Source organism: Kamptonema formosum PCC 6407, from assembly GCF_000332155.1.
Taxonomy (GTDB): Bacteria; Cyanobacteriota; Cyanobacteriia; order Cyanobacteriales; family Microcoleaceae; genus Kamptonema; species Kamptonema formosum.
In genome coordinates this window covers 1,913,307-1,936,994 of the sequence record NZ_KB235904.1, presented here as the reverse complement: position 1 = coordinate 1,936,994, position 23,688 = coordinate 1,913,307, and the positions used below count along the sequence as shown (strand labels likewise).

The 23,688-nt window shown below is 42.5% G+C and carries 15 protein-coding genes; 10 read left to right on the top strand and 5 right to left on the bottom strand.

What is annotated here, in order from left to right; all coding sequences use genetic code 11:
• Positions 1-46: 46 nt before the first annotated feature.
• Both OSCIL6407_RS0125350 and btpA read right to left on the bottom strand, forming a co-directional pair.
• The gene (locus OSCIL6407_RS0125350; RefSeq protein WP_007356879.1) at positions 47-979 is read right to left on the bottom strand and encodes a vitamin K epoxide reductase family protein; all 933 of its coding nucleotides are present in this window, start codon (positions 977-979) and stop codon (positions 47-49) included.
• 23 nt (positions 980-1,002) lie between these two features.
• Positions 1,003-1,884 (bottom strand): photosystem I biogenesis protein BtpA, encoded by an 882-nt coding sequence (btpA, locus tag OSCIL6407_RS0125345; protein ID WP_039962636.1) that lies wholly within the window; start codon positions 1,882-1,884, stop codon positions 1,003-1,005.
• Positions 1,885-2,355: 471 nt separating this feature from the next.
• Between btpA and OSCIL6407_RS35605 the strand changes: the two genes are divergently transcribed.
• Positions 2,356-3,441 carry an SGNH/GDSL hydrolase family protein gene (locus OSCIL6407_RS35605; protein ID WP_019487825.1) on the top strand — a complete coding sequence of 362 codons (1,086 nt, stop codon included), beginning with the start codon at positions 2,356-2,358 and terminating at the stop codon, positions 3,439-3,441.
• Between the two features lie 300 nt (positions 3,442-3,741).
• Here the strand turns inward: OSCIL6407_RS35605 and OSCIL6407_RS0125330 are convergent, their stop codons facing one another.
• Positions 3,742-4,815, bottom strand: coding sequence for a Gfo/Idh/MocA family protein (locus tag OSCIL6407_RS0125330; RefSeq protein WP_019487823.1), 1,074 nt, complete (start codon positions 4,813-4,815; stop codon positions 3,742-3,744).
• A gap of 423 nt (positions 4,816-5,238) precedes the next feature.
• Between OSCIL6407_RS0125330 and OSCIL6407_RS0125325 the strand changes: the two genes are divergently transcribed.
• The 7 genes from OSCIL6407_RS0125325 (at position 5,239) to OSCIL6407_RS0125295 (ending at position 17,511) form a co-directional block, all read left to right on the top strand.
• On the top strand, positions 5,239-6,087 hold the full coding sequence (locus OSCIL6407_RS0125325) for an ABC transporter permease (protein WP_007357508.1): 849 nt from the start codon (positions 5,239-5,241) through the stop codon (positions 6,085-6,087).
• A gap of 33 nt (positions 6,088-6,120) precedes the next feature.
• On the top strand, positions 6,121-7,527 hold the full coding sequence (locus OSCIL6407_RS0125320; protein ID WP_007357507.1) for an ABC transporter ATP-binding protein: 1,407 nt from the start codon (positions 6,121-6,123) through the stop codon (positions 7,525-7,527).
• Positions 7,528-7,552: 25 nt separating this feature from the next.
• On the top strand, positions 7,553-9,049 hold the full coding sequence (locus OSCIL6407_RS0125315) for a class I SAM-dependent methyltransferase (RefSeq protein ID WP_234708808.1): 1,497 nt from the start codon (positions 7,553-7,555) through the stop codon (positions 9,047-9,049).
• Between the two features lie 39 nt (positions 9,050-9,088).
• Complete coding sequence (locus tag OSCIL6407_RS0125310; protein ID WP_019487822.1) at positions 9,089-14,293, top strand: glycosyltransferase; 5,205 nt, start codon at positions 9,089-9,091, stop codon at positions 14,291-14,293.
• Positions 14,294-14,339: 46 nt separating this feature from the next.
• Positions 14,340-15,329, top strand: coding sequence for a class I SAM-dependent methyltransferase (locus OSCIL6407_RS0125305; protein WP_007357504.1), 990 nt, complete (start codon positions 14,340-14,342; stop codon positions 15,327-15,329).
• 148 nt (positions 15,330-15,477) lie between these two features.
• The gene (locus OSCIL6407_RS0125300; protein WP_007357503.1) at positions 15,478-16,173 is read left to right on the top strand and encodes a class I SAM-dependent methyltransferase; all 696 of its coding nucleotides are present in this window, start codon (positions 15,478-15,480) and stop codon (positions 16,171-16,173) included.
• Between the two features lie 57 nt (positions 16,174-16,230).
• Positions 16,231-17,511: a glycosyltransferase family 4 protein gene (locus tag OSCIL6407_RS0125295; RefSeq protein ID WP_007357502.1), complete on the top strand. Its 1,281-nt coding sequence runs from the start codon at positions 16,231-16,233 to the stop codon at positions 17,509-17,511.
• 25 nt (positions 17,512-17,536) lie between these two features.
• Here OSCIL6407_RS0125295 and OSCIL6407_RS0125290 read toward each other — a convergent pair whose 3' ends face one another.
• Positions 17,537-18,832, bottom strand: a complete 1,296-nt coding sequence (locus tag OSCIL6407_RS0125290) for a sensor histidine kinase (RefSeq protein WP_007357501.1) — start codon at positions 18,830-18,832, stop codon at positions 17,537-17,539.
• Between the two features lie 126 nt (positions 18,833-18,958).
• Positions 18,959-20,467, bottom strand: coding sequence for a UbiD family decarboxylase (locus OSCIL6407_RS0125285; protein ID WP_007357500.1), 1,509 nt, complete (start codon positions 20,465-20,467; stop codon positions 18,959-18,961).
• A 299-nt stretch (positions 20,468-20,766) separates the two neighbouring features.
• Between OSCIL6407_RS0125285 and pstA the strand changes: the two genes are divergently transcribed.
• Positions 20,767-22,683 carry a phosphate ABC transporter permease PstA gene (pstA, locus tag OSCIL6407_RS0125280; protein WP_007357498.1) on the top strand — a complete coding sequence of 639 codons (1,917 nt, stop codon included), beginning with the start codon at positions 20,767-20,769 and terminating at the stop codon, positions 22,681-22,683.
• 145 nt (positions 22,684-22,828) lie between these two features.
• Entirely contained in the window at positions 22,829-23,644 is an 816-nt protein-coding gene (pstB, locus tag OSCIL6407_RS0125275) for a phosphate ABC transporter ATP-binding protein PstB (protein ID WP_007357497.1), read from the top strand.
• Positions 23,645-23,688: the final 44 nt, after the last annotated feature.

Here is a 23,688-nt window from a genome sequence, read left to right as displayed (position 1 = left end):
CTAGCCCCTAGCCCCTAGCCCCTAGCCCCTAGCCCCTCTCTATAGATTATCTAGGGGGTGAACTTCGGAAATTGGTAGGCCCTGTGTAACCCGATACCTCAGCCAGCTTCTCCAAACTTTGCGTACCTGCATATAACTTGCCGTTGATTTCCCAAGTCGGGAAACCTTGAATTTTTGCTGCTTCGCACAGTTGAGTCCGGGAGTTTTTACCCTTGGGATCGCATTCTACGTAATCCAGAATACTTGCCGCCTGGTTGCCAAACAGTTCTTTCTGTTCGTGACAATGAGGACACCAGTAAGCGCCATATTCTTTAGCACCTATCTGCTTGAGATGGCGGGCTAAAGCGATTTCTGCCGTTCCCGAAACGGTAGTAACAGCAGGGGCAGCAATGCCGGGGGCGGAGTTAGACGAGGAGGTCTCTACGCTGTGGCTGTTGTAAAGACCCAAGGCACCGATCGTCGTGACCATCGCTACTATAGTCCCCGTAAACAAGAGTTGCCCGACATCTTCCCACTCGTGGCCCAGTAAAGTCACTAGAAACAGAGAGATCGAGAGTATAGCCGAACTAACGCAGTAAACGCATAAGTCCCCGATCTGAAAAATCATTAAATACATCAAGTAGCCGCTAAAAATCGGCATGGCAGTGGCTAATACAAAGATTACCAGCCAAGTCGAGCTTTCTAATTTAGAGCGGAGTCCTTTATCTGTTTCAGAATTAACGACGAGTGGAACCACTGCCAGTGCGGCCATGCTGAGATAAGCAGCAAAACCCAACAAACTCAAGGGTAATATGCCACCTACAGTGGCATAGGGGCTGTTGAGCACTTTTTCACAACCGCTAGTCGGACAAAGGACAGAATTTCCAGTTAATTTCGCGATCGTCAGATAGGCAGTTTCTAGAACGCCGATAGCTGCGATCGCGGCAATGATAATTCTAGACCAGCGGTGAATCCAGGGGGTTGAACGTCGGCGAACCATTTCTCGTATTTAGAGTTTAGATTTTAGATTTGAGAATTAGCGATCGGAGATTGGGAGTTCCCAGTCTCTACTCCCCATTCTCCAGTTCTTTGTTGAGCTTTGGCATTAAGGCTGCGCCGTGTCGCCTCCACAAACTGACTGACGCGAATGGGATCTATTGGTTGTTCGATCCTGCCGTGTCGCTTCAAGGAACTAGAGACAATTACGCCATCAACAGCACAGATCAAGCTGGGGATATTTTCCCAATTAGCACCGCTACCGATGAAAACTGGTGTCCCTGCCGCCGCTGCGGTTGCCAATTCCAGATCCTCTAAATTGGGAGGACTACCAGTAGTCCAACCAGAGATAATCACTGCATCGGCTAAAGCGCGTTCTATGGTCTCTTGCACGGCTGTGGTCAGATTGGGGCTACCCAAGGGCCGACCATGCTTGACCAAAACATCTGCTAATATTTTGACATCGCTCCCCAATTCTCGGCGATAGCGTAGCAGTTGGTGAGCTTGGCCTTCGATTAATCCTTGGTCGCAAGCCATGACACCGTTGAGAACGTTGACGCGGATGAAGTGGGCTTGAGTACAGGAGGCGATCGCCATTGCACTCTTACCATCATTCCGCAAAACATTAACTCCGATCGGCAGCGTCACCAAGTTCATTAGCCGCTGTACAACTAGCGTCATAGCGCTCACCACAGCCGGATCTACCTCGTCTTTGGCAAAAGGAGCGTCGAAAAAATTCTCGACTATAATACCGTTTACGCCACCAGAAGCCAGCGCTGTCGCCTCTTGCTCAGCTCTCCCGATAATAGCTTTGAGATTGCCGCCCCAACGCACAGAAGTGGGAAGGGGTTGCAAATGTACAACGCCAATAATCGGGTTTGGTGTTTTGAATATTTGTTTTAAGTCCACTGGTTTACCTGAAACCACCAATTTTTGACACTCCCACCCCTTGAGAGGGTAGGATTCTTTGGAGATTTCGCTCCGAATATTCGTTCCACCAAACTTACTCAAATCTGACGACTCAGACTTAATGTTGGCTTCCTGCTTCATTCTGGGGAGTCGGCTCCTTCCAGTCCACAGGCGTTTAGTTTAGGCTGAACTAGCCTTACTTTTTCAATCGGGGGCCTCGGTCAGATTAATCGCTGCGTTTAAGTCCCGATTCAATATTAGAGTCTGAGAGTTCTCTCTAGTAACCTAGTTTATCTAAATTAAAGCCCCTCTGAGGAAATCAGAGGGGCTTTGTTCGATCAGAAGGTCGCCAGGAATGCCTTAAAGGTATCCGTAACGCCGCCCTCGCTTGCGGTATCCTTATTCATAACTTCGCCTAAAACGCTCTAAAATCTGATTTATACCTGTAGTTCTTCTTCCTTAAAGCTATTGGTGAAAGTTTCTCTGATTATTTTAGCGATCGCCGCATCATTGCTAGTGGTAGTAGAAGTAAGTCTCCGGGTGTTCTTTGGCTTTGGCAATCCCCTGATTTACATTGCAGATTCCGACTGCGGTTATCTGTTAGCCCCTAACCAGAGTGTCAGGCGATTTGGCAATCGGATTGAAATTAACCAGCATTCCATGCGTAACCCTCCAATAACGCCAATACCTGCGGTGTCAACTCGCCGGATTTTACTGCTGGGAGATTCGATCGCTAATGGCGGTTGGTGGACAGATCGCTTACATACTATCTCAGAAATGATGGCACAACTTTTAGCCCAAGGAAAGGGAGATGAGGGAGATGGGGGAGATGGGGGAGATGGGGGAGATGGGGGAGATGAGGGAGATGGGGGAGATGGGGGAGATGAGGAAGTTAAATCTTTCTCTTCCCTATCCTCCCTACCTTCCTCATCCTCCCCATCCTCCATTCCCCAGTCTAAGGTCGAAGTGCTCAATGCTTCCGCTAATTCTTGGGGGCCGCGAAATGAGTTAGCTTATTTAGAGAAATTTGGTCATTTTGGGGCGATCGCAGTAATATTGCTGATCAATACAGATGATTTGTTTGCTAAAGCTCCTAGTTCTTGGGTGGTGGGACGCGATCGCAACTACCCAAACCGCAAACCCCCTTCTGCCATAGTAGAAGTATTGACCCGCTACCTGTTGCCATCCCTACCCCTTCCCGAATTAGAGCTACCCCAAAAGGAAAGAGGAGATATCGTCGGTTACAACATAGAAGCGATTCGTCAAATCAAGACAATAGTTACCTCTGTTAACGCCCAGTTTATCCTAGCGATGACTCCCTTAGTGCGGGAAATTAGCGATCGCCACCCCCGTGATTACGAAATTAAAGCCAGAACCCGCCTTACCGAATTTACTCAAACCGAGCAAATACTTTACCTAGATTTTCTTCCTATTTTTAAATCAGTTCAGCACCCAACCACCTTGTATCGAGACAATATTCATCTGAGCATCCAAGGAAATCAACTTGTCAGCGAAATCATTACCAATTCTCTCCGACAACAATTTGGTAATTGGTAATTGTTAGTTGTTAGTTGTTAGTTGTTAGTTGTTGATTGGTAATTAGTAATTGCTAATTACCCATCTTCCCCATCTTCCCCATCTCCTCTGCTCCCCCGCTCCCCTGCTCCCCTGCTCCCCTAGCCCCTAGCAGTTGGTAATTAAAGCATTGTGCAATAACTATGTCGTCATTGCGAGCGAAGCGAAGCAATCTCAGGGCCTTGAGATTGCTTCGCTTCGCTCGCAATGACACCCAATATAAAAGTTTTTAATTGGGTACATACTGCCCTTAATTAGCCGTTAACAGTTAACTGTTAACTGTTAACCACTAACAATTTTAACCGCTGAAGAATTCAAATTGTATTCTGAATCTTCTTGCAACGACCAAGCTTGACCATCGAGAGCCATTTGCTCAATTAAACTCGCTAGGCGCAGAGCTTTAAGAGCCTGTTCTCCCCCGACAGAAGGCTGATTGCCACCACGCACGCAGTTGACAAAATGTTCCAATTCTGCATGAAGTGGTTCAATATTGCTGGTGTAAACCTTCTCAATTAACCCATCCTGACGGTAAAGTACCTGACCGTAATCAGTCACATAATTAGCCGTCGTTTGTCGGTGAATCAAGATTTCATTATTGAGAAAATCAGCCTCCGTCAGAGAATTTTTGCAGTGAGCTACAATCGAACGCAACTTGCGGTGCGTCACCTTGCTTGCAGTCAGGGTAGCCACAATCCCATTCGCAAAGTTCAAAGTAGCTGTTACGTAATCTAAATAGCCGGAGTCAGAAGCACGGCTACCGCTAGCAGTGAGATTAGCCACTGGTGCGGCCGCCAATTCCAGTAACAAGTCAATGTCATGGATCATTAAATCCAAAACCACCGATACATCGTTGGCCCGCTGAGAATACGGACTCATGCGATGAGCTTCTAAAGCCAGTAGCTCTTCAGTTTTCAGCACTTTGCCGAGTTCCTGAAAGGCTGGATTAAAGCGTTCGATGTGGCCAACCTGCAAAATACTGTGCGACTGTGCAGCAGCATTTACCAGAGATTCAGCCTCCGAGATACTCGCAGCTATCGGTTTTTCAATTAATACGTGAATTCCCGCTTGGAGACAAGTCATCCCCACAGCGTGGTGCAAGCGAGTAGGGACAGCGACGCAAACTGCATCTACGTGGTTTAGCAGATCCCGATAGTCCTCAAAAAAGCGAACTCGGTATTTGCTAGCTACATCTATCCCTCGCTCCACATTAATATCTGAAACACCCACGAGTTCGACATCTTTTAACAAGCTCAAAACTCGTGTGTGGTGTTGGCCCATATTGCCAACCCCAATTACCCCAATGCGAAGGGGTTCGGGTTGACCTCGCTGGGCAAAAACGTTGTATCCCACTGACATCCTATCTAGCACTCCTGGATTCTCCTCCACCACAGGAATCAAGCTGATTGGCATCCCTCAGCCACTCAAAGCCATCCAGATACTACCACAGTCACTCTATATGTGAAGAATTTCTAAGCTGAGTACCATTTCCAAATTGCGGACGGGTAATTTTACTTTCTCCCAATTTAAACGGAATTCTGCAATTTCCCCTATCTCTAGAGACAGACTTGAGTGGCCCAGAGGGAGAGAGGGATGTGGGGAAAGCAGACAAGAGCGAGAAATGGCGGAATTTCGGACTTTTTGAGATCAAAACTCAAAACTCCCCATCCCCCCTCCTTGCATAGTCGGTCAGGGTAGTATTATAGAAAGCTGGTATCAAGCAATCTAAGTTTGACTTGTGAGTGTAGGCTGTGGGTGAGGGTGAAAAAATTGCTGAAATCGATGAAAGGCTTTGTTCAAAAGGCCGGGAGAACTGGCATTAGGTTTCCCGGTTCCTCCCCGTTAGGAACAAAACTTAATTTGCTGCTGACTTTGGTGCGGCGAGATTTGGAGGCTCAATACAAAGGGTCGATTCTGGGTAACTTGTGGCCTCTGCTAAATCAGTTATCGCAACTGCTAATTTATACCTATGTTTTTTCAATTGTTCTGAAGGTGAAACTGAACCTGCAAGGATTCCCGGCTAATAGCAATATTACTTTCGGGGTTTGGCTGTTCGCAGGTTTGCTACCTTGGACTGCTTTCACCAGCGGTTTGACAAAAGCTGCTGTATCAGTGATGGGACAGCCTAATCTAGTGAAAAAAGTTGTGTTTCCCTTGGGATTATTGCCACTGGTGCCGATTTTGTCGGCGTTTATTGAGAGTTCTTTGGGTTTGATTGCGTTGATTACGATTGTAGCGGTGTCGTCTCAGAAGCTAGACGCGACTTTGTGGTTGCTGCCGCTGATTTGGCTACCGCAGTTGTTGCTGACGGCGGGTTTGGGGTATTTGGCTGCGGGATTAACGGTGTTTTTGCGCGATATTCCCCAGAGCTTAGGTGTTATCCTGAATCTTTGGTTCTATTTAACCCCTATTGTTTATCCTGCGACTGTGATTCCTGAACAGTGGCGAGTTTGGATATTGTGGCTAAATCCTTTGGCTGCGATCGCAGAAGTTTATCGCGATATCATACTTTTGGGTGAAGTGAAGCACTGGGCCGAGTGGGGAGGAGCCTCCGCAATCTCCCTAGCTGTATTTTACGGAGGCATTTTGGTGTATCGGCGATTGCGTCCTGCCTTTGCTGATGTATTGTAGGGGTGTTTTGAGTGAGTGAGTGTTGATCTCGGCATGACGGAAACTGTAATTTCACTAAAAAATGTGTCCAAATGTTTTAAGCGGTACAAACATCCAGTAGACCGCTTAAAAGAAATGATTTTTCCTGGGACGAAGCTAGCTGACGAATTTTGGGCCTTGCGAGACATTAATATCCAAATTCCCAAGGGGCAAACTTTAGGTATTGTTGGGCGTAATGGTTCTGGGAAAAGTACGCTGTTACAAATTATTGTCGGTACGCTCACGCCAACTACAGGGGAAGTAGAAGTCAAAGGCAGAATTTCAGCTTTATTAGAGTTGGGAAGTGGGTTTAATCCTGAATTTACTGGACGACAAAATGTATTTTTCAATGCTCAATTGCTAGGTTTTAATCAAAAAGAAACTGAAAATAAATTCGATCAAATAGCGGCTTTTGCTGATATCGGCGATTTTATCGATCAGCCAGTCAAAACTTACTCTAGTGGGATGTTTGTTAGGTTAGCTTTTGCTGTTGCCACTAGCGTAGATCCCGATATTCTCGTAGTTGATGAAGCTCTTTCTGTAGGTGATGAAGCCTTTCAGCGTAAATGTTTTGCTCGCCTCCAAATCATTCAAGAAAGAGGAGGTACTATTCTTTTTGTCTCTCATGCAGCTTCTTCTGTTACTCAACTTTGCAAGTCGGCAATTTTAATGGATCATGGGGAATTGCTACTGACTCATACTCCGAAGTTAGTAATTTCTAAATATCAGAAAATGATTTATGCAGAGCCAGACAAAGCTGAAGAATTGAAAGCTGAAATCCGGGAATTGAATAAATTAGTTAAGCAAGAAGCAGAAAATCATCATCACTCTAGTTTAGAGACAAAAAATGGAGAAATTAAGCAAGAGACAGTAACTCCCAGACCTATAGAATATTATGAATTTTACGATCCGGGAATGATCCCGGCTGAGACGGTAAGGTATCCCTCTCGTGGTGCAGAAATCATCAATCCTTGCATCACTACACTGAAGGGGAAAGTAATTAATCACTTGATTGGTCGTCAAGAGTATATTTATACTTACTCAGTGATTTTCTTTAAATCCACTTCCAAAGTCCGCTTTGGAATGTTGATTAAAACAATTAGCGGTTTTGAGTTGGCTGGTTCTTCCTTAAATGCTGCATCTCAATCAGTGCAATATGTTGAAGCAGGTACAACAGTTACAGTAAATTTTCGCTTTAAATGCTTGTTAAATCCAGGAGTTTACTTCCTCAATGCTGGCGTGGTAGGAATGGTAGATGACGATCTGACTTATCTAGATCGCTGTGTTGATGTTGCTATGTTTAGAGTGCAGCCTTGTGCAGAGTCTCAGAGTAATGGGATTGTTGACTTAGTAATCGAGCCGTGCTTAACTGTTGTGAATACTGATTTCATTAATCAAGAACAGGAAAGCGAGGTTGTTTAATAATAGTATGCAAGTTACTGTCAAAATGAATATACATTCGCCAGAAAGCTCCGCTGTCAAAGTATTTATTCAAAATCAAGCTAAGTTTCCCGAAGATTTCAAACCCAACATCTGCGAAGATGATGAAATGTATTTATATAGCCTGAGCAACTTAGATAACGACCGCGATCGGGCTGTTGTTCGTTACTATGCTATTGGTCGCCGGATTTTAGATTCAGTTAAACAAGTTGTTGAATGGCATTTCGATAAATTTGAGAATGTATCATCTTTCCTTGATTTTGCCTGCGGTTACGGTCGTTTTACTCGTTTTTTAATCCAAGAATTGCCCCCAAAACAGATTTGGGTTTCCGATATCTACGCCAATGCGGTTAAGTTCCAAAAAGAATATTTTGGTGTCAATGGTATTGTCTCAACTACAAATCCCGGAGATTATGCAGTTGAGCAGAAGTTTGATTGTATTTTGGCTTGTTCTTTCTTCAGTCATATGCCGGAAAAAACTTTTGTAAATTGGATGCAAAATTTATATGATTTACTATTACCTCAAGGTCTAATTATGTTCAGCGTACTGGACATGGAACTTTTACCTGCTCATGTGGAAGTACCAGATTCAGGAATTGTTTTTAGTCCCTTGAGTGAAAGTCGATCTTTAGATAAAGAAGAATATGGAACTACCTATGTAACTGAGGAATATATCACTAAAATTATCGATCGGGTTAGCGATGGCAAAGCAGTTGTTCATCGCATCCCAAAAGGAATTAGTAGATATCAAGACTTGTATTTAGTAAGTAATGAAAAAGTCAAAGATTTTTCAAGTTTGAACTTTAAACATCACCCGGAAGGTTATCTGGAAGTTGCATATAGAACTCGTAGTGGTACAATTAACCTAGAAGGTTGGGCCGCAGACTTTAATGATGAGGGTAGCATCGAAGAAGTACAAGTGCTTGTCAATGGTCAGCTTGTACAAAGATGCAGACCATTTGATGAACGGGAAGATGTGGCTGAATATTTTAAAACTCAGAGAGCATTGTCTTCAGGTTGGTCTTGTTATTTAGGTAAAGACAAGGTTTTACCGCAGGATATAGTGACGATCAAAGCCATCAATAATTGCGGTCTGGAATGGATAATAGAAAATTGTACTCTAGAATCGCTTCTGAAACTGAAGGAATCGGCAGCTAAGACTCTCTCGACTGAAGCTAAACTGGAACAAACTCAAAGTCAGCTATTATTTACCCAGAAAAAACTGGAGCAAACTGAAACTGAGCTATCTGCGGCGATGAGACAATTAGAGCAAACACAAGCTCAGCTATTGTCTACTCACAAAAAATTAGGGCAAACTGAAAATAAGCTAGCCTCAGTTGAGGTACAATTAGAGCAAACTCAGATTCAGCTAGCCTGTACTCAAGGAGAAAAAGAGCGATCGCAATCTAGAATTATGGCAATGGAGAGTAGTAAATTTTGGAAGTTGAGAGCGGAATGGTTTCGAGTTAAGCGGGCGATGGGGTTAGCTGGAGAAAATGAATGAGGAGGATAGCTTTAGGAATCCCTAAAGAGAATAGAATTTATGAATGTAACTGAGACTAAATCATCTGTTTTTATCATTGCCGGAATGCACCGCTCCGGTACATCTTTAACAGCTTCTCTCCTTCAGAAAGTAGGGGTAAATATTGGCGAAAACTTGGTGGGCCCTGCCTACGGTAATGTTAAGGGACATTTTGAAAATGTTGACTTTGTGGAGTTTCACAAGGCTGTTTTGTGCTCCCAAGGTATAGATGATTTGGGGTCTACCTTACAAACGGAGATTACAGTTACAGATGAATATGTAGAACAAGCTCAAAATATTATCCGCAAAAGTAAAGGCTATTCCCTCTGGGGATGGAAAGATCCCCGCACAACTCTTTTCTTGAATTTTTGGCTGAATTTACTGCCTGATGCCAATGTTATATTTGTTTATCGTTCTCCTTGGGAAGTTGTAGATTCTTTGTACCGCAGGGCCACGGATGATAGCTTGTTAAATAGCCCGGAAATTGCTGTTAAAATGTGGATTCACTATAACAGAAAAGTATTAGCATTTCATCAGCAATACCCGGAACGTTGCTTTTTAGCTCATGTTTATGCAATTGGCAATAAAGCTAATGATTTTGTAGAAACAATTAATAGCAAATTTCATGTTGATTTACCCGCACCGCCACCAGATAATTTTGAAAAATCTTTATTAGTAAATGAAATTTTACAAACTCATAGACCTAGTTTGATTAATAAATATTTTCCAGAGGCTTTAGAACTTTACAGTAAACTTGAGGAGAAAGCCTTAAATCTTGGTAGCGGAATAGCTGTAAGTGATGCTGAATTTATTAAGCAATCTTCCTCCCAGTCTTGGGTTTTTCAAGACTGGCTAGAAATTCGCCAACTCGAAAAACAAAAGAAAATTCTTAAATCTGAGCTTAAACAATGGCAAGAACAATTTAGTGAAGCTCAAGGAAAAGTCAGAGAATTAGAAAATGAATTAGGTTCGACTCAGGTAAAATTGGCAGGTACTGAGGCGCAATTTCAAGAAGCTTTGGCGAAGGTTTTGGGATTAGAAACTGAATTAGGTTCGACTCAGGTAAAACTGGCGGGTACTGAGGCGCAATTTCAAGAAGCTTTAGCCAAAGTTTTGGGATTAGAAACTGAATTAGGTTCGACTCAGGTAAAGCTAGCAGGTACGGAAGCGCAATTTCAAGAAGCTTTAGCAAAAGTTTTGAGATTAGAAACTGAATTAGGTTCGACTCAGGGAGTAGCTGAGGCAAAGGAAGCGCAATTACAAGAAATTGCCGCTCAATTTGCAGAACTAGAAACCGAACTAGGTTCTACTAAAGTAGAATTTAAAGAAATTATGGCGCAAATAGACCGTTCACGCTTAGAGGCTGAAGAATTTCGCGCCGAAATTGCCGCAATTAAGTCTTCTAAATTATGGAAAATCAGGGAAAAATGGTTCGACTTAAAGCGTCGCCTGCGGGACTTATCGCCTCGATTTTTCTTAACTCTAGATGCACCTGCTAGCTGGAATATTGACGGTGGCAACTTAGAAATTGCTGGCTGGTTATTCCATAATAGGATGAGCATTAAAGCAGTACGAGCTAGAATTGGAGAACAGAGTTTCGAGGGAGTTTATGGAATTGGCAGAGGCGATGTAGGTCAATCTTATCCCCATATTCCTAGTGCGGTAAAATCGGGTTTTAGGATTGAAGTTAAACCACTGGCAGGCAGGCAAACGCTACTATTAGAGGCGCAAGATAGCCCAGGAAAATGGCATTTAGTTACATCTTATTCTCTCTCAGTTTCTACAATTCAAGCAGCTTTTGATTCACCAGTAGAGCAGCAGCAACGCCAAGGACAAATTTTGTTTGCAGGTTGGTGTTGTCATCCAGAGCAAAAAATTACTAATTTGACTTTGTACTGTGGAGATATTGCTGTTGATTGTGCTTATGGTTTGCGAAGAAAAGATGTTAACGAGGCTTTTCCTGATTGGGTTGGCAGTTATGAAAGTGGGTTTGAGGCGTTAGTTAATCTACCGCCGGGAGAATGGCCAATTGCTCTACAAGCTCAGCTAGAAAATGGAGAAGTATTATCATTTCACTCGCCTAAAATATTGACTGTAGCGCGTTATAATGTCTGGCAGCGAGGGGCAGATAAATTACAGGAAGTCTCCCGATTTGCAGGGGCAATCAGCAAGCGAATGGGAGAGAGGAAACAGCGCCTGGGAAGAATTCTCCCTATGCCTTGGGAAATAGCAAAGGTGGCGCGTCAGGTAGTAACGATTTATCGACAACAAAAACAATTAAGTTCGTCAGGCGATTTACAATTGCCTGGTGGTTTTGTGGTACCGCAGCCAATAGATACTTATGATGCTTGGCTGGATGTAAATCAGTGGAACGAACGCGCTCGCGAATATCTGATCTCTCGTTTAGAATTGTGTCAGGAGAAACTACCAAAAATTTCTGTGGTGATGCCAGTTTATAATCCACCTATAGAATTTTTGGAGATGGCGATTACCAGCGTTACGAAACAAGTTTATCAGGATTGGGAACTCTGCATCGCTGATGATTGTAGCACAGATGCAACTGTTGCTGAAACATTAAAGAAATTGGCCCAAAAAGATAGCCGGATTCGCCTAGCTTTTCGTACTAAAAACGGTAATATTAGCGCCGCTACCAATAGCGCTGCCGAACTTGCTACAGGCGATTTTATCTTATTTCTTGATAACGATGACGAGCTTACTCCTGACGCATTAGGGGAAGTTGCTTTATATCTAGCAGCACATCCAGAAACAGATTTCCTCTACTCAGACGATGACAAAATCGACACTGAAGGTCATCGATTTTGCCCGCAATTCAAACCTGACTGGTCGCCGGAATTGCTACTTTCCTATATGTATCTCGGTCATTTGTGCGTCGTAAGAAGCCAAATCTTTGAGAAAATTGGCGGCTTGCGTCTGGGGTTTGAAGGGTCACAAGATTACGATTTTGCGTTGAGAGCTACAGAAGTTTCTCGTCAAGTTGGGCATCTACCCTTAGTATTATATCACTGGCGAACAGCGCCAGGTTCTACAGCAATATCAGGAGCCGCTAAACCGGCTAGTTTTGGTGCCGGTCAAAAAGCAATTCAAGAAGCTTTAGAACGGCGAAAAATTGCGGGTAGTGTATATCAACCAGACTGGGCAAGTAAAGAAAATTTGGGCATATTCTCCCAGCATTTTCCTGACAATGGGCCTGCTGTGACGATTATTATCCCTACGAAAAATCAGTTAATGTTGCTCAAAGGTTGTCTGGATTCTCTCAAAAAGACAACTTATCAAAATTATCAAGTAGTCGCGATCGATAATGAAAGCGACGATCCGAAGACGCTGGAATATTTAAATCAAATTCATCATCAAGTTTTGCGGATTAAAAATGAAGGCGGTAAATTTAGTTTTGCTGCTATTAATAACCGTGCTGTAGAAAAAGTTGAGAGCGAATATATCCTATTTTTGAATAACGATACTGAGGTAATTAATCCACGCTGGCTAAGTCAAATGGTGGGATATGCTCAGGTTTCTGGAGTGGGTGCAGTTGGTGCGAGACTCTTGTATCCTGATAGTAGGATTCAGCACGCTGGGATAATTCACGGATTGCATCATGGTTTGGCTGGTCATGCTTTTAAGTTAATGTCTAGCGACAATCGGGGTTATCTTTCCCTAGCAATGGTAACGCGAAATTACTCGGCCGTGACAGCAGCCTGTATGCTAACACCACGCAATTTGTTCTTAGAATTAGGTGGTTTTGATGAGCAAAACTTTGCCGTTGCTTACAACGATGTTGACTATGGATATCGTTTGTTAGAACAGGGTTATCGCTCAGTTTACTGTCCTGATGCTGAACTTCTGCACCGCGAAGGTACTTCTAGGGGTTTTAACGATAACCCGCAGGAAGTTGCAGCCTATCGACGCAAGTATGCGCGGAAAGTAGATGATTTTTATAGCCCTCATTTATCTTTAGATGATGAGTATTTTCGCATTCAACCCCGCCGATTCTTTTTGAAGGAAGAAGGAAGAAGGAAGAAGGAAGAAGGAAGAAATGCACTTACATTTCGACCAAAATTGTTGATGTGCAGCAATTCTTTAGATTTCACTGGTGCGCCGCTACATCAATATGAAATAGCTGTGGAATTGTTCTCTAAAGGAATAGTTGAACCTGTTATATTTTGCACTACAGATGGGCCCTTACGGGAGGTTTACGAACAGCAGGGTATGAAAGTAATTGTGCGCGATAACCCGCTGGAACATATCTATCAGCGCGATGCTTACGATCGCGCGATCCGAATATTTACAAAAGAGGTTGATAGCTACAATGTTGATGTCATTTATGTCAATACTTTAGAAAACTTTTTCATGGTAGATGTTGCCCGCGAACTAGGTATTTCTTCGGTGTGGAACGTCCATGAAAGCGACCCTTGGCAAACTTATTTTGACAGATTTGGGCCGGAAATCGCTGCTAGAGCACTTGAATGTTTTCGATTTCCTTATCAAGTAATTTTTGTGGCTGATGCGACGCGGGATAGATATTGGCAACTCAATAGCCACCACAATTTCCGAGTGATTCACAATGGGTTAGATTTGAGTAGGTTAGATCGGTCGGGAAATTCAGATTTAGCGAGGAAAAGTCTGGGTGTTGAACCAGGTGAGGTGATGATGTTGCTGTTGGGTACTGTGTGCGATCGCAAAGGTCAGCAAGACTTGGTGAAAGCGCTTTCATATTTACCTGAAAAATGGCATAATCGCATTAGATGTTTTATTGTCGGCAATCGCCCCAGTCTTTACAGCAATAAGTTAACTGGAATGGTCAGTGAATTGCCAGAAGAATTGCGACAACGGGTAAGTTTAGTCTCCGAAACTCCAGAGACAGCAAAGTATTATCAAGCAGCCGACATTTTTGTTTGCACATCTCGCGTAGAAAGTTTTCCCAGAGTGATTTTAGAAGCGATGGCTTACGATTTGCCGATCGTGACAACGCCAGTATTTGGGATCAGAGAACAAGTTAGACCTGGCATCAATGGTTTATTTTATACTCCCGATCGACCGGAAGAACTGGCTGCATCTCTGTTATCTTTGTTGGAAGATGAATCACTGCGGCATCGTCTTGCTGAGAATGCGAAATATGTTCTAGAATCATTGAATACTTTTGAGGAGATGACTCAAGATTATGGTCAGATTTTTTGTGAAGCCTACCTCAATCGCAAAAAATTTAACTGAGGAATTCAAACTACATTTAAACTAAATAAACACAGCTAAAAATTCTATGGTTAAGTCAATAAAACGGTTAATTAAAAAGATTCTCAAACGACTTTTATTGATACCAGACAAGAAAGATTTAACCATATTCGATTGGCTGCAAAAATATGGTTTATCTCAAGCGAGAAATTACTGGGAAACAACTCCTAGGGCTGGGGTGGCTAGCCAATGGGTATCGAATCCTATTATTGAAGAGTCTATTAACAAGCGGATGTCTGGGGGAGAGACGCAAAAATATTGGCTAGCTTGGTTAATTGAAGATTTTTTTGCCTGCCAAAAATTTGATAGATTATTATCAATTGGATGCGGTATTGGTAATCATGAGGTAATTATAGCTAAATTAGGTTTAGCTAAACATATTGATGCCTTCGACTTCTCGGATGCTTCTTTAGAAATTGCCAGAAAAAATGCAGATTTGGCAGGAGTTAGTATTAACTTTTATCAAGATGATTTCAATAATTTTCAGATCGCTGAAGACCTTAAATATGACGTTGTATTTTGTTCTGGTTCCCTGCATCATGTGAAAGAAATCGAACGATTTATGTCAATTGTTCATCAATCTTTAAAACCAGAGGGCTACTTAATTGTCAATGAATATGTAGGAGACTGCTATAATATCTACAGTCAGCATCAAGTAGATTTGATCAATCGGTTATATAATTGCTTTCCCGATGAACTTAAATCGGGCAAAATGGAAACATTTATTAACCCAACACTTAAGCAGGTATTTGAAGCCGATCCTTCTGAGGCAGTGCGCTCAAAACTGATACTTCCCCTACTTGCCGAATACTTTGAGATGGAAGTTTTTAACCCCCTTGGAGGAGCAATATTACACCCAATGTACCCGTTATTAGATCACAGTCAATTTTTACCGGGAGATGCAAAAGGGGAAGCAATTATTAGGCTACTTCTAGAATTTGAAAATATTTTAATGGAGTTACCGGGAGGACTACAAACTGATTTTTGTTTGAGCATTTTGCGCCCCAAAGATATATGATTAACATAATTAGCAATTAAGCAACATTTTTGTAACGCCGCCCTCTGGGCAGTATCCTAACCGCCCAGAGGGCGACGTTACATTAGAAAATACGGGAACTTATTACCAACTTAAACATCAACATCATTGACATCGGCAAGTTAAAAACATGAAAATTGATTATGAGGGAGCCTGGGACAGTTACGCCCAGCAATGGCAAAAAAATAACCCCGAATTGGGTCATATTGGGGATGAATGGATTGGCAAAGCAGCCGGGGCTGCGAATTCATTGGCAGAGTATGAAACGCTGATAGAAGAGCGATTTATTGCACCTTATATTAAAAAAGAGCATACAGTTTTAGAAATTGGGATCGGCGGTGGACGGACGGGGGCAATGTTGCTAAAATATTGCGATCGCGCGATCTGTGCCGATATTTCCAGTGAAATGTTACAAGCTGCGCGATCGCGCTTAGGTGACGAACGAGTAAGTTATGTTAAACTCGACGGTTTAACATTGGGAGGCATTAATCCTAACTCCGCAGATGTGTGCTTTTGCTACGATACAATGGTGCATATAGAACCGAGAGATATTTTTAACTACCTGACTCAGATTCCTAAAGTTTTGCGGGGAGATGCCCTCTGTGTATTTCACCACAGTAATATTTTCACTGAATTAGGCTGGGAAAAATTCTTGAGTGACTGGCCTCTAAACTTAATGGGGCACCGAGATGGAACTGCTTTCTCAATTATGACTGATACGATTATGGAAAAATTTCTCACACATTTGAACTACAAAATCCTTTTAAAAGATGCTTCCTCCGTCCCGCGAGATTGCGTCTGGGTTTGTCAAGCCCCAAGCTATTAATAACTCACTACAATTATCACCTTTCTACCCTTTTCCTTTTTCCTTCTTCCTTCAACAATGCGAGCATTATTTCTTCACCCCAACTTTCCCGCGCAATACCGCCACATCATCACCGCTTTAGGTGCCGATCCTAAAAATCAGATTGTTTTCGGAACTAAAAATGAACGTCAAGAATGGAATATTCCAGGCGTTCGTAAAGCAGTATTTACGCCTAGTCGCGAACCCCATCCCCAGACTCACCACTATGTCCGCCCTTTAGAAAGTGGGGTGATTTACGGGCAAGCTGTGTTTAGAATGGCGGAACAATTAAAGGCAGAAGGTTTTGTTCCTGATGTGATTTGCGGTCATTCTGGATGGGGGCCAACACTATTTGTTAAAGAAGCTTTTCCTAATACTCCGCTTTTGTGTTATTTTGAGTGGTTTTATCACTCTATAGGTTCCGACGCAGATTTCGATCCCGCTGAACCTTTAACAGTTGATGACATGGCCCGAATTAGGGTAAAAAATGCGCCAATTTTAATAGATTTATACTCCTGTGATTGGGGGCTATCCCCTACTTATTGGCAGCGATCGCAATTTCCTCCTGAATTTCAGCGCAAGCTTTCTGTACTCCATGATGGAGTGGATACTGAGTATTTTAAACCCAATCCTGGAGCCAAACTTGTTTTGCCGAATTTGGATTTATCGGGAGTGGATGAAATCGTCACTTATGTATCGCGAGGAATGGAACCTTATCGAGGTTTTCCCGAATTTATTGAATCCATTGCCTATTTACAAGAACGCCGTCCGAATTGCCATGTTGTAGTTGTCGCATCAGAAAGAGTTTGCTACGGCAAATCTTTACCTAATGGTGAGAATTACAAAGATTATATGCTCAATAAAGTGCCGCTGGATTTATCGCGAGTTCACTTTGTGGGTACTCTTCCTTATGGTTTATATTTGAGAGTAATTCAAGCCTCGGATGCTCACGTTTATTTAACTAGACCTTTTGTATTATCTTGGTCGATGATTGAGTCTATGTCAACGGGATGTTTAGTAATTGGTTCGGATACTTCACCTGTTAGAGAAGTTATCCGGGATGGGGAAAATGGTTTGTTAGTAGATTTCTTCTCACCTAAGCATATTGCGGATCGGATTAGTGAGGTTTTGGATCATCCTACTCGCATGGCTGAATTGCGAGTAAAAGCGCGTCAAACTGCTTTAGAAAAGTATAATTTGGCGAAGGTGTTGCCCCAACACTTGGAATTAATTAGTCAGGTGGCAAATCGTTATACGCCACCGACTATTGGGATGGAACCGGAGCGAGAATTGGCCGCAATGTCTACAATTAGGATGTAGGTTTATATTGAACATTACTAATTACTTAAAAAACCTTGATGGGAATTTCGATCGCAAACTCCGTTCCCTGTCCCGGTTCACTGTTGTAGGATATCTTACCACCATGCTTTTTAGTAATAATTTGATAACTGATTGAGAGTCCGAGTCCGCTGCCTTTGCCGATGGGTTTAGTAGTAAAAAATGGTTCAAAAAGTTTGGAACCTAAATTTTGGTCAATCCCTAAACCATTATCAATAATATAGATAGCAACTGCTCGATCAGATAATAGTTGAGTGCGAATTGTAATCCTACTGGGATTCGCATTTATTTCAGCAACACTAAGCTGTCGAGCGCGTTCTTCCAAAACATCAATGGCATTACTAAGAATGTTCATAAACACCTGATTTAACTCACTAGGATAGCATTCCACCACAGGTAACTCTCCGTATTCCTTAATTACCTGAATACTGGGACGATGGGAATGAGCTCTGAGGCGATGCTGTAGGAGCATCAGCGTATTATCAATACCATCTTGTATGTTAACAAACTTGAGTTCCGCTTCGTCGAGACGCGAGAAATTACGCAGCGACAGAATGATCTGGCGAATGCGTTCGCTTCCTTGCTTAAGAGAATTAATCAACTTGGGAAAATCCTCTTGCAAATAACTCATCTCTACCTTTTCTATCCATTCTTGGATTTTTGGGTGAGGCTGAGGATAGCATTCTTGATATAATTCGACAAAGTTTATTAGAGTCCTCATGTATTCTTCCGCAGGGATCAGATTAGCGTGAATAAAATTCACAGGATTATTAATTTCGTGCGCTATCCCCGCCACTAATTGACCAAGGGAAGACATCTTTTCATTCTGTACCATCTGTACCTGGGCTTTTTTCAGTTGCTCCAAAGCTTCAGAGAGTTCTAGGGTCTGTTTTTCGAGTTGCTTCTGGGAGTCACGCACCTGCAACTGTATCCGTATACGTACCAGTGTCTCTTCGTACTCTATGGGTTTGGTAATGTAATCTACCGCTCCCATACTGAGTCCTTTAACCTTGTTTACAGAGTCAGAAAGAGCTGTCATAAAAATGATAGGAATATCGCGGTTGGCGAGGTTTGATTTGATCTGTCGGCAAGTTTCAAAACCATCAATTTCCGGCATCATCACATCAAGCAGAATAATATCTGGCTGTAAGAATTCTAAGCATTCTAGTGCAGCTTTACCACTTTTTGCGATCGCCACCTGATAACCAACGCCACTCAGCAAATCAGCTAACAATTCAATATTTTCAGAGTTATCATCGACTACTAAAATGGTTTCATTCGGAAGTATACTTTTAGAATACACGACCAAGCTCCTGACATATATAGGACTTACGTATCACATATTCAATGATGAGTTTATCAAATTATCAAAAAAAAGGGAAGAAATTTTTATTCTTCCCTCTTCCTCGGCCCCTTTGCCTGTTCATTTTTACTTCATTTCATATCCAAACAAATTCGGATCGACTTCTCCCAAATTCAAATCAGCCAAACCATACTCAGCCCAGCGACGCTCAACCATAGCCGCCACATCAGCATCCGACTCCAGAGCTTCCCCCCATTCATGGTCAGTTTCTGGCGGCATCTTAGTAGTGGCATCAATCCCCATTCTTCCTCCTAAACCAATCTTTTCACTGGCAAAATCCAAAGTGTCAAAGGGCGTATTGGGTAGAATAAAAACATCGCGTGAAGGGTCAACTTTAGAACTAATTGCCCAGACTACTTGACGCGGATCGCGAATGTTGATACTTTTATCTACCACAATCACAAACTTAGTGTAAGTAAACTGCGGTAAAGCACTCCAAAAAGCCAAGGCTGCACGCCGCGCTTGACCTGGATAAGCTTTATCAATGGAAATAATCGCCGCTTTATAACTCAGCGCTTCCATTGGCAAGAAAAAGTCTACAATTTCTGACACTTGCTGCCGTAAAATTGGAGTATAAATCCGATTAAGCGCGATCGCCATCATCGCCTCTTCCTTCGGCGGCCGACCGCTAAAAGTAGTCAAATAAATAGGATCTTTCCTATGAGTCATGCAGTGGAACCGAATCAGTGGCGAATCCTCCACCCCGCCGTAATATCCCATGTGATCCCCAAAGGGGCCATCGGGTAAAACTTCCCCTGGTGTAATCGTTCCTTCTAACACAAATTCCGAGTCAGCAGGTACTTCTAAATCCAGCGTTTTACACTTTGCCAACTGCACCCCAGAACCACCATAAAGTCCGGCAAATAACCATTCCGATAAATCAACCGGGATCGGTGTAGCAGCGGCCATAATAATCAGGGGATCGACACCAAGCGCGATCGCAATTTCTAACTTTTTCCCAGCCTGCGCCGCCTTCCGCAAATGTCGCGCCCCACCGCGTACAGATAGCCAATGAACTGTCATCGTATTAGGCGACTGCAACTGCAACCGATACACCCCCACATTCGGCGTACCCGTCTCGCAATCCTTCGTAATTACTAAACCCAGGGTGATAATTTTCCCAGCATCGCCTGAATAAGGGCGAATCATCGGAATTTTATTCAAATCCAGCCCATTACCCTCAATTATAACCTGTTGACAAGCTGGGAAAAAATCGCGCCCCGGTTTAGCTTTGATCACGTCAAAAAGTATCTTCCCAAACTCTATTGCTTGGGAAATTTTCTTAGGGGGCTTAGGCTGTTGCAGCATCCCCAATTTTTTGCCCAATTCCTCCAATTCCGCAGGCTTTGACATATTCATTGCCCAGCAAACCCGTTCCTCTGTCCCCAACAGGTTAATCGCCACCGGAAAAGCCGATCCTTTGACATTCTCAAACAGCAACCCAGGGCCGCCCTGTTGCAGCATCCGGTTAGAAATCTCTGCGATCTCCAAATCGGGGTCAACCAAAGCCTGAATCCGCCGCAATTGCCCTCTTTCTTCCAAGATTTTTAGGAATCCCCGTAAGTCTCTTGCCATAATAGTTTAAGAAATGTAAAGTGCTTCTTACTATTATGGGAGTGGATGGGTATGAGTGGGAGTGCGATCGCGAAACGCCGCGCCGAAGGCATCGCGACTTTACCCGATCTCAAACCTGACCGCTAGCTAGCTAAATTTAACCATAAATTATCTATGTGCTTACCAATATTTAACCAAACTTAGCTTATTTTTATGATAAATTAGCAAAAATAAACCTGGTTTTAACAAAAATAAATTACCCATCAATCGTAAAATAATTAAGTATAGCCTTGACCCTACGGTACAAAGGCAAGGTTTAAATGAAAACCGCTAAATCGTCTCTTCAAAAACTTAAGCCTAGCCTTTGGCAACGAAATCTAACCTCAGTTACTTGGGGAGAGTATTTTTTACAAACAATTTTGGGAATACTTGCCTGCATTCCCTTCTTCATTACTACTGCTATTATTGCGATCTTAATTTATGAAACAGCAATTTTCTTTCATCAAGTACCCCTAACTAGATTCTTGACAGATACCGAGTGGACTCCTCTATTTCCTAACAAAACTTTCGGTATTATGGTACTTGCGAGTGGCACTCTTCTCACCACTGCGATCGCAATGACTTTTGCCATGCCCATAGGCTTACTAGCCGCCATTTACCTCAGTGAATATGCTCCCCAAACAGTCCGCTATATTCTCAAACCTAGTTTAGAAACTCTAGCAGGAATACCCACCGTAGTTTACGGCTATTTTGCTCTGCTATTTGTTACCCCTCTCCTGCAAAAAATCATTCCCAACCTCGCCGGCTTTAGTCCATTAAGCGCAGGTTTAGTCACAGGTGTGATGATTGTACCCATAATATCTTCTCTCAGTGAAGATGCAATTAATAGCGTACCAAACAAATTTCGCGAAGGAGCCTATGCTTTAGGTCTTACCAAACGAGAAGTAATCACAAAAATAGTTTTGCCAATAGCATTTCCCGGAATCATCGCCTCCTTTACCTTAGCAGCATCTCGCTCTTTAGGAGAAACTCTCATCGCCTCCATTGCAGCAGGACAAACCCCACAATTTACTCTCAATCCTTTAGAGCCAGTATCAACAATGACGGCATTTATTATCCAGCTTAGTTTGGGTGATGTACCTTTTAATTCCTTAGAATTTCATATCATTTTTACCGTAGGTATGGTAATATTTTTGCTAACTTTAACCCTCAACATTCTCAGTTATTGGCTAGTTCGCAACTACAGAAATCAACTCTCGGAAGTTGTAGTTCCCAGTGAAATAGCTGAAGTTCAGATCGTTATTAATAGTAGCTCAAACACAACTGGGTTTGATAGCCAAAAAAAATGTATTAAACCTGAAACTTTCCTCCCATATTTTTATCAGCGCAACTTATTAGACCAGATTTTCAAAACTATAACAATCGCAGCTACACTGGTCGGTATCCTCGTACTATTTTTATTATTTTTTGATATAGGTATAGATGGTTTTTTCCGCCTTGACTGGGAATTTATTACTACATTTTCCTCTAGAAAACCCGAAGATTCTGGTATTTATGCAGCGTTGATTGGAACCTTTTGGCTACTAGGATTAACCGCCATTTTTGCTACTCCAATTGGAGTAGGAGCAGCAATTTATTTAGAGGAATATATACCCGACAATATCTTTAGTCAATTTCTGGAAATTAACATTGCTAACTTAGCTGCAATGCCATCTATAATTTATGGCCTATTAGGTTTAGGAGTATTCGTTCATGCCTTGGGATTTTTCACAGGCGAGTCTAGCATATTGTCTGCTTCCCTAACTTTATCCGTGATTATTTTGCCTCTATTAATTATTGCCACTCGCTCAGCACTGCGTACAGTTCCTTACAGCTTGCGTGAGGCTGGCTACGCTACAGGAATGACGCGATGGCAAGTATTATTCTATATAGTTTTACCATCTTCCCTACCAGGTATTTTAACAGGAACCTTATTATCTCTTTCCGGTGCAATTGGCGAAACAGCACCGCTTCTTGCTATAGGAGCATCAGCTTTTATTACTTTTACTCCCCCTTTATCTTTAGAAGGGCTGCGAAGTCCTTTTACTTCACTTCCTGTTCAAATTTTCAACTGGGTTTCTCGGCCTCAAGCTGATTTTCAAGAAAATGCGGCAGCAGCAATTATTGTGCTAATAGGAATACTATTTTTAATGAATTTTGCTGCTATAATTTTACGTGAAAATAATCGCGAAAAATGAGGTAATTGGTAATTGGTAATAGCTAATAGCTAATGGCTAATGGCTAATGGCTAATAGCTAATTACCCATCTCCCCTGCTCCCCTGCTCCCCCTCTCTTCCTCTTTCCCTAGTCCCTAGTCCCTAGCCCCTAGTCCCTAACTATATATGCAACCAGATTTTGAATCGCCCACAACCCAGGAAGTTATTCTCCGAGCCGAAGCACTCTCCGTATCCTACAATGGATCGTTAGCTTTACAAGGGATAAACATTGACATTTATAAAAATCAAATTACTGGATTTATTGGGCCTTCTGGATGCGGAAAAAGCACATTGCTCCGGTGTTTTAATCGCATCAACGAGCTAGTGAAAGGCGCAAAAGTAACTGGAAAAATAAGCTTTTACGAACAAGATATAAAAGATTTCAATCCAGTTGAAATTCGCCGCCGCATCGGTATGGTCTTCCAAAAACCAAATCCTTTTCCCAAATCTATTTATGAAAATATTGCTTTGGGGCTTCGCATCAACGGTTATCAGGGAAATATTGATGAACTTGTAGAAAATTCTCTCCGCCAAGCAGCATTATGGGATGAAGTAAAAGATCGCCTGAATAAAAATGCTCTAACTTTATCAGGTGGCCAACAGCAGCGCCTCTGTATCGCGAGAGCATTAGCACTTCAACCAGAAGTTTTACTTATGGATGAACCATGTTCAGCTCTAGATCCCATTTCTACTTTGCGGATTGAAGATTTACTCCACAAACTGAAACAGCAATATACAATTGTCATCGTCACCCATAATTTACAGCAAGCATCTAGAGTCTCGGATTTAGTTGCTTTTTTTAACATCAAGATTCAAGAAACAAATCGAATTGGCGAACTTGTCGAGTATGCTTCAGCACCATCAATCTTTCTTAATCCCCAACATAAAACAACATTAGAATATGTTGGTACTTACAATCGGATTGATGGTTTGATGAATTGAATAAAATCAAAAATTGTTTGTAGCGCCGCCCTCTGGACGGTTGA

What these genes read in the sequence shown, in the direction of transcription:
- OSCIL6407_RS0125315 (WP_234708808.1), top strand. Translation starts at nt 7,553, where the DNA reads ATGAATATACATTCGCCAGAAAGCTCCGCTGTCAAAGTATTTATTCAA.
- OSCIL6407_RS0125325 (WP_007357508.1), top strand. Translation starts at nt 5,239, where the DNA reads ATGAAAGGCTTTGTTCAAAAGGCCGGGAGAACTGGCATTAGGTTTCCC.
- pstB (WP_007357497.1), top strand. Translation starts at nt 22,829, where the DNA reads ATGCAACCAGATTTTGAATCGCCCACAACCCAGGAAGTTATTCTCCGA.
- OSCIL6407_RS0125310 (WP_019487822.1), top strand. Translation starts at nt 9,089, where the DNA reads ATGAATGTAACTGAGACTAAATCATCTGTTTTTATCATTGCCGGAATG.
- pstA (WP_007357498.1), top strand. Translation starts at nt 20,767, where the DNA reads ATGAAAACCGCTAAATCGTCTCTTCAAAAACTTAAGCCTAGCCTTTGG.
- OSCIL6407_RS0125295 (WP_007357502.1), top strand. Translation starts at nt 16,231, where the DNA reads ATGCGAGCATTATTTCTTCACCCCAACTTTCCCGCGCAATACCGCCAC.
- OSCIL6407_RS0125330 (WP_019487823.1), bottom strand. Translation starts at nt 4,815, where the DNA reads ATGTCAGTGGGATACAACGTTTTTGCCCAGCGAGGTCAACCCGAACCC.
- OSCIL6407_RS0125285 (WP_007357500.1), bottom strand. Translation starts at nt 20,467, where the DNA reads ATGGCAAGAGACTTACGGGGATTCCTAAAAATCTTGGAAGAAAGAGGG.
- OSCIL6407_RS0125300 (WP_007357503.1), top strand. Translation starts at nt 15,478, where the DNA reads ATGAAAATTGATTATGAGGGAGCCTGGGACAGTTACGCCCAGCAATGG.
- OSCIL6407_RS0125350 (WP_007356879.1), bottom strand. Translation starts at nt 979, where the DNA reads ATGGTTCGCCGACGTTCAACCCCCTGGATTCACCGCTGGTCTAGAATT.
- OSCIL6407_RS0125320 (WP_007357507.1), top strand. Translation starts at nt 6,121, where the DNA reads ATGACGGAAACTGTAATTTCACTAAAAAATGTGTCCAAATGTTTTAAG.
- OSCIL6407_RS0125305 (WP_007357504.1), top strand. Translation starts at nt 14,340, where the DNA reads ATGGTTAAGTCAATAAAACGGTTAATTAAAAAGATTCTCAAACGACTT.